13 protein-coding genes are annotated in these 12,074 nt (G+C 66.1%); 6 read left to right on the forward strand and 7 right to left on the reverse strand.

Annotation, left to right across the window (positions count from 1 at the left end; genetic code table 11):
* The first annotated feature begins 846 nt into the window (after window positions 1-846).
* From FJ311_13930 to vapC, 6 genes are all read left to right on the forward strand, one after another.
* The gene (locus FJ311_13930) at window positions 847-1,851 is read left to right on the forward strand and encodes a UDP-3-O-acyl-N-acetylglucosamine deacetylase (GenBank protein ID MBM3952537.1); all 1,005 of its coding nucleotides are present in this window, start codon (window positions 847-849) and stop codon (window positions 1,849-1,851) included.
* 83 nt (window positions 1,852-1,934) lie between these two features.
* The gene (locus FJ311_13935) at window positions 1,935-2,795 is read left to right on the forward strand and encodes an outer membrane protein assembly factor BamD (GenBank protein MBM3952538.1); all 861 of its coding nucleotides are present in this window, start codon (window positions 1,935-1,937) and stop codon (window positions 2,793-2,795) included.
* A 34-nt stretch (window positions 2,796-2,829) separates the two neighbouring features.
* A complete protein-coding gene (gene recN, locus FJ311_13940; protein ID MBM3952539.1) occupies window positions 2,830-4,542 on the forward strand; it encodes a DNA repair protein RecN in 1,713 nt (570 codons plus the stop codon).
* Window positions 4,539-6,674 carry an NAD-dependent DNA ligase LigA gene (gene ligA / locus FJ311_13945; protein ID MBM3952540.1) on the forward strand — a complete coding sequence of 712 codons (2,136 nt, stop codon included), beginning with the start codon at window positions 4,539-4,541 and terminating at the stop codon, window positions 6,672-6,674. The genes recN and ligA overlap by 4 nt, the downstream gene beginning before the upstream one ends.
* Before the next feature lie 62 nt (window positions 6,675-6,736).
* Window positions 6,737-6,979, forward strand: a complete 243-nt coding sequence (locus FJ311_13950) for an antitoxin (protein ID MBM3952541.1) — start codon at window positions 6,737-6,739, stop codon at window positions 6,977-6,979.
* Window positions 6,979-7,398: a tRNA(fMet)-specific endonuclease VapC gene (gene vapC / locus FJ311_13955; protein MBM3952542.1), complete on the forward strand. Its 420-nt coding sequence runs from the start codon at window positions 6,979-6,981 to the stop codon at window positions 7,396-7,398. Before FJ311_13950 ends, vapC begins: the two co-directional genes overlap by 1 nt.
* An 86-nt stretch (window positions 7,399-7,484) precedes the next feature.
* On the opposite strand, the gene FJ311_13960 is transcribed toward vapC, so the two are convergent.
* From FJ311_13960 to FJ311_13990, 7 genes are all read right to left on the reverse strand, one after another.
* Window positions 7,485-7,958, reverse strand: coding sequence for a hypothetical protein (locus FJ311_13960; GenBank protein ID MBM3952543.1), 474 nt, complete (start codon window positions 7,956-7,958; stop codon window positions 7,485-7,487).
* Window positions 7,959-8,694: 736 nt separating this feature from the next.
* Window positions 8,695-9,189, reverse strand: coding sequence for a F0F1 ATP synthase subunit B (locus FJ311_13965; GenBank protein ID MBM3952544.1), 495 nt, complete (start codon window positions 9,187-9,189; stop codon window positions 8,695-8,697).
* A gap of 14 nt (window positions 9,190-9,203) precedes the next feature.
* Window positions 9,204-9,695 (reverse strand): F0F1 ATP synthase subunit B', encoded by a 492-nt coding sequence (locus FJ311_13970; GenBank protein MBM3952545.1) that lies wholly within the window; start codon window positions 9,693-9,695, stop codon window positions 9,204-9,206.
* Between the two features lies 1 nt (window position 9,696).
* The gene (locus tag FJ311_13975) at window positions 9,697-9,921 is read right to left on the reverse strand and encodes a F0F1 ATP synthase subunit C (protein ID MBM3952546.1); all 225 of its coding nucleotides are present in this window, start codon (window positions 9,919-9,921) and stop codon (window positions 9,697-9,699) included.
* A 24-nt stretch (window positions 9,922-9,945) separates the two neighbouring features.
* Window positions 9,946-10,839 (reverse strand): F0F1 ATP synthase subunit A, encoded by an 894-nt coding sequence (locus FJ311_13980; protein ID MBM3952547.1) that lies wholly within the window; start codon window positions 10,837-10,839, stop codon window positions 9,946-9,948.
* The gene (locus FJ311_13985) at window positions 10,686-11,039 is read right to left on the reverse strand and encodes a phosphoribosylaminoimidazolecarboxamide formyltransferase (protein MBM3952548.1); all 354 of its coding nucleotides are present in this window, start codon (window positions 11,037-11,039) and stop codon (window positions 10,686-10,688) included. Before FJ311_13985 ends, FJ311_13980 begins: the two co-directional genes overlap by 154 nt.
* A 139-nt stretch (window positions 11,040-11,178) precedes the next feature.
* Window positions 11,179-12,074: chromosome partitioning protein ParA (locus FJ311_13990; GenBank protein ID MBM3952549.1), on the reverse strand; the 896-nt coding region annotated here is incomplete at its 5' end.

Below are 12,074 nucleotides of genomic sequence, written 5' to 3' on the forward strand. Positions count from 1 at the left end.
CTCCCGCCATGGCCTCGAACCTGGCCGCCGAAGTGAAAGCCGAAGCGGTCATGGCCGATGAAGCGGCCGAACTGGTTCCGCCGCCGGCCTGCGAATCGGTCGAGGCCCTCGCCGAGGCCGTTCTGCAGGCCGCCGAAAATTCCGCCGCCGCGAGCGAATCCTCAGGGCCAAACATTAGCGCCGCCGTCGCCAAGGCCGCCGCTCCGGCTCCGGCCGAAGCCGCGCCCGCCCCGGCGCCCGCCGCCGTTTCCGTGGCGCCTCCGATGCCGGCCGCCCCGCCGCGCCGGCCGGTGTTGCGCGATCTTCCGCGTCCCGCCGCCATGCCGCAGATGGGGGCGCTCGATGCCTTCATTCCAAGCGCTCCGGCCGGTGAAACCAAGCGTGAAGCGCCGGTCGCACCTGCTGCCGCTCCGGCCGCCCGCGAATCGGCGGTCGCGCCGATAGGCGCGCCAGTGAACAAGGTTTCGCCCATGAGCGCCGCCGCCCGGCGGGCGTTTCCGTCGCTGTTCGATCGGATCACCAGCCGCCAACCTCCGGCCAAATCCAAGGAAGCCGCCCAAATGACCGCTCCATCGCCCGCCCAGTCGTCCGCCAAACCGGTGGAGGCCGGGTCGGCCGCCGCCCACGCGCTCAAGGCCGAGCCCCAGGACCGGATCAATACATCGGGACCGGAGGACGATCTGCTCGACATCCCCGCGTTCCTGCGTCGTCAGGCGAACTGAACGGTGTGGTTAAGGGCTTGTAAAAGCGTAACAATAGGAAACAATCTGTGACTTGAGGGCCTTCGGGGCGACTGGTACAGAACCCCCGAAGGCCCTTGGTTTGTCTGGGAAATTCGCGCGCGCCGTGACCGTTTTCGCCGTCCCCGCCACCCATCCGCTATCCGAGCGCGCGCCCGCCGAGAGCGCGGCCGTGCGTCGCCAAGGCTTCGTTCCGCAGCAGACGCTCGCGTCCGCGGTCGAGTGCGTCGGCGTCGGTCTCCATTCCGGCATGAGCGTGACCATGACGATCCATCCGGCCGGCCCGGATCACGGCATCGTCTTCCGCCGCCTCGACGTCGAGGGCGACGCGCGCGACATCCCCGCGCGCTTCGACCGCGTCGTCGACACGCGCATGTGCACCGTGCTCGGCAACCAGGTCGGCGTCACCGTCGGCACGGTCGAGCACCTGATGGCCGCGTTCGCCGGTCTCGGCGTCGACAACGCGCGGGTCGATCTCGACGGCCCCGAAGTGCCGATCATGGACGGCAGTTCCGCGCCGTTCGTGTTCCTGATCGAATGCACCGGCCTCGAGGAACAGGCCGCGCCGCGCCGGGTCGTGCGCGTGCTCAAGGAAGTGTCGCTCGCCGACGGGCCGGCGACGGCCTCGCTCGCGCCGGGGCGCTGCCTGACCCTCGATTGCGAGATTGATTTCACGAGCGCCGCGATCGCGCGTCAGGCGCTCGCTCTGCCGCTGGTCAACGGCGCCTTCCGCAAGGAGCTGTCGAGGGCCCGCACCTTCGGCTTCCTCGAGGACGTGGAAAAACTCCGCGCCGCCGGGCTTGCCCGCGGCGGTTCGCTCGAAAACGCCATCGTGGTCGACGCCGGCCGGGTGCTGAACGAGGAAGGCTTGCGCTACGAGGACGAGTTCGTGCGCCACAAGGCGCTCGACGCGCTCGGCGATCTCTATCTCGCCGGCGGCATGGTGATCGGCGCCTTCCGGGGCGTCCGCTCCGGCCACGGCGCCAACAACCGCCTGTTGCGCGCGCTCTTCGCCGATCCGAGCGCGTGGCGAATCGACGACCTGACCATCGCCGAATCGGAAGCCGCCGAACGCGACTTTCACGCCAGGCCCGGCCTCGCCGCCGAATAACGCTCCCCCCTCGCGCCGGGCATGGTATTATGGGCGCCCCGGGCGCGGCCGCCCGGCCGGTTTCGTTCGTCCATTTTGAGCCCATGTACCGAACGCTCGTTCTAACCCTCCCGTTGGCCTTTTCGCTGCTCGCCGCCTGCGCCGAGAAGGAGAAGTACGTCGAGCGCCCCGTCGACCAGCTCTACAACGAGGGCATGGCGCAGATGCAGCGCGAGTTCTACCGCGACGCTGCCAGGGCTTTCGAGGAGGTCGAGCGCCAGCACCCCTATTCGGTCTGGGCGACCAAGGCGCAGCTGATGGCCGCCTACGCCCACTACCAGAACAACCGCTACGACGACGCCGTGGTCGCGCTCGAACGGTTCATTTCGTTGCACCCGAGCAATCCCGACATCGCCTATGCGTACTATCTCAAGGCGCTCTGCTACTACGAGCAGATCTCGGACGTGGAGCGCGACCAGCGCATGACCGACCTCGCGCTCAGCACCCTGAAGGAGATCGTCGCCCGTTTCCCCGAGACCCGCTACGCGCGCGACGCCAAGGTCAAGATCGACCTCACCATCGACCATCTCGCCGGCAAGGAGATGGAAGTCGGCCGCTACTACCTGAAGCGCGGCAACTATCTTGCCGCCATCAACCGCTTCAAGGTGGTGGTCGACAAGTTCCAGACCACCACGCACGTCCCCGAGGCGCTGCACCGCCTGTCGGAAGCCTACACCGCCTTGGGCCTGTACGACGAGGCGCGCCGCACCGCCGCCGTTCTCGGCCACAACTTCCCGGGCAACGACTGGTACATGGACTCCTACGAGATGATCGAGGAGAAGCCGGTCCGCCCGCGCAAGGTCGAAAAAGTTTGGTACAAGCCCTGGGCCGACTCCGCGCCGGCGCCCAGGGTCGAACCGATTCCCGACAAAAAGGCCGAGAAGCCCTGGTACAAGATCTGGTGAGCCAACCGGCGCCAGGTTCGCGACAAGCACGGACATGCTCGGCACACTCGCGATCCGCGACGTCGTTTTGATCGAGGCGCTCGACCTCGAATTCCGCCCCGGCTTCACCGCCCTTACCGGCGAAACCGGCGCCGGGAAATCCATCCTGCTCGACGCCCTCGGGCTCGCGCTCGGGCTTCGCGCCGAAGCCCGCTTGGTGCGCGCGGGCTCCCGCCAAGCTTCGGTCGCGGCCGAGTTCCGGCTCGCGCCCGATCATCCGGCGTTCGCGTTGTTGGCCGAACACGGGATCGAGGGGGCGGGCGACGGCGCGCTTATCCTGCGCCGCGTCCTCGGCGCGGACGGCCGCTCGCGCGCCTTCGTCAACGATCAGCCGGTCGGCGTCGCGCTCTTGCGCCAGGTGGGCGAGACGCTGGTCGAAATTCACGGCCAGTTCGAATCCCAGCGCCTGATCGACGCGGCGTCGCACCGGGCGCTGCTCGATGCGTTCGCGGGGCTCGGGCCGGACGCGGCGCGCGTGGCGGCCGCCTGGCACGCTTGGCGCGAAGCCGAAGCCAAAGCCCGCGCCGCCGCCGAAAACCTGGAGAAGGCCCGGCGCGAGGAGGACTATCTGCGCCACGCGGCGGAGGAGCTGTCCCGTCTCGGCCCCAAGCCGGGCGAGGAAGCGGATCTCGCCTCCGCCCGCGCCCTGCAGCAGAACGCGGGCAAGCTCGGCGACGCGTTGCGCGGGGCCGCCGCCGACCTCGACGCCGGCAAGGGGGTGGAAGGCGCGCTCGCTTCCGCGCAGCGCCAGCTGGAACGGGTCGCGGGCCAGGCCGGCGGCAGGTTGGATGCCGCGCTCGCGGCGCTCGCCCGCGCGGCCGCGGAAGCCGCCGAGGCGCGCGCCCAACTGGAACGCGCCGGCGCCGGGATCGAGATCGACCCCCGCGAGCTGGAAGCGGCGGAAGAACGCCTGTTCGCGCTCCGCGCCGCCGCGCGCAAACACGGGGTCGAAGCCGATCGCTTGTCCGACGTGCTGCAAAAGCTGCAAGCGGACCTGGCCGCCATCGAGGACGGCGGCGAGGCGGCGAAGAAGCTCGCGCGCGAGGCCGAGGCCGCGCGCCGCACCTTCGTCGCCCGCGCCGGCGAACTCTCGCAAAAGCGCCGCGCCGGGGCGGAAGCGCTCAGCCGCGCGGTGACGGCGGAAATGGCGCCCTTGAAGCTCGGCAAGGCCGGCTTTCGCGCCCGCGTCGAGGCGGCCGCGGAAACCGACTGGGGCCCGGCCGGTTGCGACAAGGTGCTGTTCGAGGCGGAAACCAATCCCGGCCAGCCGCCGGGGCCGCTCAACAAGATCGCCTCGGGCGGCGAACTGGCGCGTTTCATGCTGGCGTTGAAGGCGGTGCTGGCCGGCGCCGATCCGGTGCCGGTGCTGGTGTTCGACGAAGTGGACGCGGGCGTGGGCGGGGCGGTCGCGGCCGCGGTGGGCGAGCGCCTCGCCGGGCTCGCGCGCGCGGCGCAGGTGCTGGTGGTGACGCACTCGCCCCAGGTGGCGGCGCGCGGCGACGCCCACGTGCGGGTCGCCAAGCGCACCGCCAAGGGCACCACCACCACCTCCGCCGAGTCGCTCGACGACACGGCGCGGATCGAGGAAATCGCCCGCATGCTGGCCGGCGCGCGTGTCACCGACGAGGCCCGCGCCGCGGCGCGAAGCCTGCTCGGGTTCGATGGGGAACGGAGCGGCAAGCCGCGCAAGCTCAAGGCCGCGCCGTGAGCCGGAAAGCGAAAGATCCGGAAAAACCGGTCGCGGAACTGACGCCGCTCGAAGCCGCCGCCGAACTCGCCCACTTGGCCTCCGAAATCGCCAAGCACGACAAGGCGTACTATCAGAAAGACGCGCCGGTCGTTTCGGACGCGGCCTACGACGCGCTCAGGGCCCGCAACGCGGCGATCGAGGCGAAATTCCCAAGTCTGATCCGCGCCGACAGCCCGTCCTTGCGGGTCGGGGCCGCGCCGGCGGCGGGCTTCAAGAAGATCCGCCACGCCCGGCCGATGCTCTCGCTCGGCAACGCGTTTTCGGACGAGGACGTGGCCGACTTTCTCGATTCCATCCGGCGGTTCCTGAAGCTGGATGCCGATGCCGACGTGGAACTGATGGCCGAGCCCAAGATCGACGGGCTTTCGGTGTCGCTGCGTTACGAAGGGGGCCGGTTCGTTTCCGGCGCGACGCGCGGCGACGGCACCGAAGGCGAAGACATCACCCGCAATCTCGCCACGCTCGCGACCGTGCCGCGCGAACTCAAGGGCCGTGCGCCTTCCTTGATCGAAGTGCGAGGCGAAGTGTATATGAAAAAATCCGACTTCTTCGCCTTGAACGAGCGCCAGAAGGAGGCGGGCGACAAGGTCTTCGCCAATCCGCGCAACGCGGCGGCCGGCTCGGTGCGTCAGCTCGACGCCGGGGTGACGGCGCGACGGCCGCTTTCCTTCTTCGCCTATGCCTGGGGCGAAGTCAGCGGCGCGGACGCCGACGGCTACGGCGGCGAGGCGGCGTGGAAAACCCAAGGGGAATTCTACGAACGGCTCGAATCCTGGGGCTTTCCCGTCAACCCGTTGGCGAAAAAATGCGCGCGGCGCGACGACGCGCTGAAATATTGGCGCGAGATCGAGAGGCGTCGCGCGAAGCTCGATTACGAAATCGACGGCGTCGTCTACAAGGTGAACCGCATCGACTGGCAGCGGCGGCTCGGCTTCGTCAGCCGCGCGCCGCGCTGGGCCATCGCGCACAAGTTCCCGGCCGAGCGGGCGACGACGGTCGTGCGCGAGATCAAGGTTCAGGTCGGGCGCACCGGCGTGCTCACCCCGGTCGCGGAACTGGAGCCGGTCGGCGTCGGCGGCGTCACTGTCGGGCGCGCGACGCTGCACAACGAGGATTACATCCGGGAAAAGGACGTGCGGGTCGGCGACACGGTCGTCATCCAGCGCGCGGGCGACGTCATCCCGCAGGTGCTGGAGGTAGTGACTTCGAGGCGCCCGAAATCGGCGAAGGTCTTCCATTTCCCCGAACGTTGCCCGGAATGCGGCGCCCACGTGGCGCGGGAGGAAGGGGAGGCCGCCCGGCGCTGCACCGGCGGCCTGGTGTGTCCGGCGCAGGCGGTGGAACGGCTCCGCCATTTCGTCACCCGCGACGCCTTCGACATCGAGGGTCTCGGCGAAAAGCACATCGAGGCGTTCTGGAAAGAACGCCTGATCGAAACCCCGGCGGATCTTTTCCGCTTGCACCGGCGGGAGAAGGAGATCGCCGCGCGCGAGGGCTGGGGCGAAAAATCGGCGGCGAATTTGATGGCGGCGATCGAGGTGCGGCGGACGATTTCGCTCGCGCGCTTCATCTACGCCCTCGGCATTCCCCAGGTCGGCCAGGCGACGGCGCGGCTGCTCGCCAAGCACTACGGCTCTCTTCAGGCGTGGCGGCGGGCGATGGAAGCGGCAAGCGATCCGGAATCGGACGCCTACCGCGACTTGACCGCCATCGAGGGCATCGGGCCGTCGCTCGCGGCCGACCTGATCGAATTCGCGGCGGAAAGGAAGAACCGCGCGGCGCTCGACGAGCTGGCTCGCGAAGTGACGGTCGAGGATTTCGTCGCGCCCAAAATTTCGGCGAAATCGCCGCTCGCGGGCAAGACGGTGGTCTTCACCGGAACGCTTTCGAGCATGAGCCGGGGCGAAGCCAAGGCCCGCGCCGAGGCGCTGGGGGCCAAAGTGGCGGGTTCGGTTTCGGCGAAAACCGACCTAGTGGTGGTGGGCGCGGACGCGGGCTCAAAGGCCAAGAAAGCGCGCGAACTCGGCGTCAAGACCATCGACGAGGACGAGTGGGGGAGGGTGGCGGGGAACCAAGGGATATCCCATTGACATATCCCTCCGTTGAACGCAGAATTTAGGTATATCCCTGAAACATATACCGGGGTCGTCCGATGACCAAACCCAACGCCCATTCGACTGTCTTCACCACCAACAAGAGCCAGGCCGTGCGTTTACCGAAAGCCGTGGCGCTGCCGAACTCGGTCAAGCGGGTGGAAATCGTCAAGGTCGGCCAAGCGCGGCTGATCGTACCCGCCGGCATGTCCTGGGACACGTTTTTCGATGGCGCGAAAGTTTCCGACGACTTCATGACGTCGCGCGCGCAACCGGCCGCGCAGGCACGGGAAGATCTATAGTGCTCCGCTACCTGCTCGACACCGATATCTGCATCTTCACGATCAAGAACCGGCCGCCCGCGTTGCGTGAGGTGTTCAACGAGCGTGCTGCTCATCTCGGCATCTCGTCGGTCACCCTTGCCGAACTCTTGTACGGCGCGGAGAAATCCGCCCGGCCCGCGGCCAATCTCGGCGTCGTGGAGAGTTTCGCCGCCCGGCTGACCGTGCTGCCGTTCGACGACCGAGCCGCCTTGCACTACGGGCAGATACGCGCCGACTTGGAGCGCAAGGGTACCCCGATCGGTCCCTACGATCTGATGATCGCCGGCCACGCCCGGAGCGAGGCCCTGGTTCTTGTTACCGCCAATATCCGCGAGTTCCGTCGCGTTTCCGGTCTGCGCGTCGAAAACTGGCTGGCGCCCACCGGGCCTTCCGGTTGATCGCGCGCGAACTCGGCGTCAAGACCATCGACGAGGACGAGTGGGAGAGGATGAGTGGCTAGGCGAAAAGGGTATAAACACGTTGCTTAGTGAGGAACGACTAAAACAATTACTTCGAATCTGTCCGTTTTCCGGCTTAAGTCCCCTTCAAGGCCTGCGGGATTACGAATAAAGTTTTCTGGATCGTAAACAAAACAGATCAAAATTTTGCAGTCAGGGTGTGCTTGATAGCGTTCAATATCAATTATGAGCTGTTCGCCGATCTGTTTGTCTCGCAATGAAGCGGTAGCAAATTTAGTTTCGATAACAACTTTTTCATCTTTTAAGAGAAAATCCAAACGGGACGATGCCCCGGCATAACTCGGGGATACTTCCTCGGCACGGACGTCGAAAAACAGTCCACGCAAAATCGCGTGCAATAAATATTGGATATCATACTCGTCGTGGATTTCGATAGCGGGTCGATCGGCATGTCGTTTTTTTAACTGCCTAACGACAATATCAAAACGCCTCAATATCTGACGCAATGCATCCAAAAAATCCGGTTTTCCTGCGCTAATTGGTTTTTCAATTGGCTTAAGCCATGAAATGGCCTCGAATTCGTCATATAGCGCTTTTCGCAAATTGCTAAAACCGTATTGGTGAAATGAAGTTGATTCACAAGACAATGAAACTTTTGAGCCATAGCTAATTTCGATTAAGGCGGCAATTTGATAAGTCCCTTCATATCGTGACGCCGAAATCGTCGCGTATTTCCAATGCTTCTTGTCGATACTTTTTATATAAGCATCCCACCCCTTCGCCTGACTAACGCGAAGAACCATGTCTATTATCTCTTCAAGGCGCCCCATTTGTGACTTAGTCGATTTGCCTTCTTCTGTCTTTTGGGGATCATGAAGGTGACAATAACCAGAAGTCCCTGCTTTCAATCGGCAAGGTTGTCCAGTTTCTGTTTTTGCTTTGCAATATTGGTTAGATGGTTCTGACATAAAACAAATCCGATAAAAGTTACGATCGGCCCGTTCTTTGTGGTTCACATACCCGCACCGACGTAACTCAAATTTCGTACTCCTTTGCCGAATAGCGCACAACTACCCATCCGCCCACGCACAAAACCGGCGCGGGAGGCTTCCGCCCGCCGCGCCCGGTATCGAGTGCCCCCTGGGAAACTTGGGAGCGTTGGTTTGAGAGCCGCCCGTTCACCGGGCGGTCGTTCGATTATCTTTTGCGCCCCAGGCGGGGCGCTTCCTTCGGAGCGCGCGGGGATTCGCCCGCGCGCATTTTCACCCATCTTCCCTAATGCACCCGCAGCCGTTCCGGCAATTCCCGGATCGCCCGGTCGATAAGCGCATCGTCCTTGGCCGGCGTCAGGCGCGCCGCCAGCAGTTCGCGCGTCGCCGCGACGGCGAGGTCGACGGCGCGCGCGCGCACCACCGCCATCGCCTGTTCCTCGGCGCGGCGGATGCGCTCCAGCGCCGATTTTTCGCGCCGCTTGAGGGCGGCTTCGAGCTTGGCCTTGCCCTCGGCGGTCATGCGGTTCGCTTCCTCGCGCGCGTGGCGGACGATGGATTCGGCCTCGATCGACACCTCGCGCTGCTTCCGCTGATATTGGGCGAGCAGTTCCTGCGCCTCGACGCGCAGTTTCTCCGCCTCGTCCATCTCGGCCTTGATCTTGGCGGCGCGGTCGTCGAGCGCCTTGGGTACCGCCTTGGCGATCGGCCGCCAGACCAGAGCAACGAAGATCAGGAGCGATATCGCCACCCAAAACGTCGGATCGGTGAGAAACGCCATGGCCGATGCTTCCTTCAATTCCCGCTCTTGAGCACGGCGGCGACGGCCTTGTCGGCCTCGGCCCGCTCCAGTCGCTCGCCGATCAGGCGCTGGGCCGCGTCGGCGGCGGCCTCGGCGGCGGCCTCGCGCACGCCCCCCATGGCGGCCTCCAGCGCGCGGGCGATGCCGGCCTCGCTCTCCGCCACCCGGAGGGCGAGCCTCTTGGCCAGTTCCGCTTCCTCGCGCGCCGCGGTTTCGGCGATGTGCCGGCCGGCCTCGGCGATCAGGCCGCGGGCCTGCTCGCGCGCCTCGCCCACCGCCTTTTCGTAAACCGCGAGCGCCGTGGCCGCGTCCTTCTTCAGGGTTTCGGCCTTCTCCAGGTTGGTTTCGATCCGCCGCCGCCGCGTGTCCAGAACGTCGGCGATGCGCGGCACCACCACGCGCGCCATGACGAAGTAGAGCGCGACGAAGGTGACCGCGAGCCAGAAGATCTGGGAGGCGAACGAACTGGGGTCGAACTGCGGCATATCAGCCGAACAGGATCACGAGTGCGATCACCAGCGCGAACAGCGCGATCGCTTCCACCAGCGCGAAGCCGAGCATGGTCATGGGGAAGACCGCGCCCTGGGCCGACGGGTTGCGCCCGACCGCCTGGATGAAGGCGGCGAAGATGTTGCCGATGCCGATACCGGACCCGATCACGCCGATGACGGCGAGGCCGGCACCGAGGAGTTTGGCGGCTTGGAGTTCCATGAGGTCGATCCTTTCCGAGGTTGTTCAGTGCAGATGCAAGGCGTCGTTGATGTAAAGACAGGTGAGGATCGTGAACACGAACGCCTGCAGGAACGCGATCACGAATTCGAGCCCGGTCAGCGCGACGACGAAGGCGAGCGGCACGACGCCGAACACGCCGAGCGAGACGATGAACCCGGCGAACACCTTGAGCAGCGTGTGGCCGGCGAGCATGTTGGCGAACAGCCGCACCGACAGGCTGATCGGGCGGGAGAGATAGGAAATGACCTCGATCACGATCAGCAGCGGCGCGATGAACAAGGGCGCGCCCGGCGGCAGGAAGAACGAGAAGAAATGGAAACCGTGCTTGACGAAGCCGAGGATGGTGACGCCGATGAAGATGACGATCGCCATCGCGAAGGTGACCGCGATGTGGCTGGTGAAGGTGAAGCTGTAGGGCATCATCCCCCACATGTTGCCGAACAGCACGAACATGAAGATGGTGAAGATGAGCGCGAAGTAGGGCCGCCCCTCGGGCCCGATGGTGTCGCGGATCAGGTTGCCGATGAAGCCGTAGGAAAGCTCGACCATCGATTGCCAGCGTCCCGGCACCAGCGCGCGGCCCCGCATGCCGAGGGTCAGGAACGCGACCACGGTCATCAGGGTGAGCGTCATGAACAGGGCGGAATTGGTGAAGGACAAGTCGACGCCGCCGACGTGGATCGGGATCAGCGGCTTGATTTCGAACTGGGAGAGGGGACCTGCCTGCGCCACGTCGAAGGTTCCTATGTCTTGTCCTTGTCTTTGCCGCGAAAGCCGGGCCCCTGGGCGAACCCCTGCGCCAGCTTGTAGACGTTCAGCATCCCCGCGAGACCGCCCAGGAACACGAACACGATCAGTCCCCAGGGGTCGGTATCCAGCCACGCATCGATCAGCCATCCGATCGCGACCCCGACCGCGATCGCCGCCACCAGTTCCACGCTCACCCGGAGCGCGATGCCGAGCGCCGACTGGGGCGGTTCCCCGCCCGGCCCGAAACCGGGGCCGCCCGGCCGCGCGCCGAGGGATTCGCCCTCGCGCGCCTTGGCGAGGCGCGCTTCGAGATCGCGGAGCGCTTGCGGGTCCTTATCCTCGCCCATCAGGCGCTACTCCGACGCGGAACAGGCGCGGAAAGTAGGCTTCGCCCCGAGGCCCTGTCAAGGCGCAAGGACCCGGGCCGAAGGGTCTGACTTCGCTGGCGGAATTCCTGTTTTTACCCGCGCGCGGCGCCGACGAATTTCAGGCCGCGAGGACAGAGTCGCGCAATTCCTCGGCCTTCTGCAGGTCGACCGAAACCAGCTGGGATACGCCGCGTTCCTGCATGGTCACCCCGAACAGGCGGTCCATGCGCGCCATGGTCATGCGGTGGTGGGTGACCACCAGGAAGCGGGTGCCGCCCGCCTTCGCGATTTCCTCCAAGAGCGTGCAGAAGCGGTCGACGTTGGCGTCGTCGAGCGGCGCGTCCACTTCGTCCAGCACGCAGATCGGCGCCGGATTGGTGAGGAAGACGCCGAACAGCAGCGCCAGCGCGGTCAGTGCCTGCTCGCCGCCCGACAGCAGCGACAGCGTCTGGAGGCGCTTGCCGGGCGGGCTCGCCATCACCTCGAGGCCGGCTTCGAGCGGATCGTCCGATTCGACCAGGGCGAGATGCGCGCGCCCGCCGCCGAACAGACGGGTGAACAGGTCCTGGAAATGCTTGTCGACCTCGGCGAAGGATTTGAGCAGGCGCTCGCGCCCCTCGCGGTTCAGTTCCTGGATGCCCTTGCGCAGCTTCTCGATCGCCGCGATCAGGTCGGCGCGCTCGGCCTGCATGGTTTCGATCTGGCGGGTCAGATCCTCGGCTTCCTGCTCGGCGCGCAGGTTGACCGGGCCCATGGTCTCGCGCTCGCGCTGGAGCCGCTCCATCTTCTTCTCGACTTCGGCGATCTCGGGCAGCTCGTCGCCCTCGGCGATGCCGGCGATCTCGGCGAGGCGCTCGGGCGGCGCGTCGAGCCGCTCGGCGACGCGCTCGACCAGGGCGCGGGCGGACACCTTGGCCTGTTCGAGTAGGCCCTCGGCGCGGATGCGCTCCTCGCGGCCCTCGGCCAGGTGCGCCTCGGCGGCGCGCAGCGCCTTGTCCGCAAGGCCAAGCGCGT

The organism is Rhodospirillales bacterium, from assembly GCA_016872535.1.
GTDB lineage: Bacteria > Pseudomonadota > Alphaproteobacteria > Rhodospirillales > 2-12-FULL-67-15 > 2-12-FULL-67-15.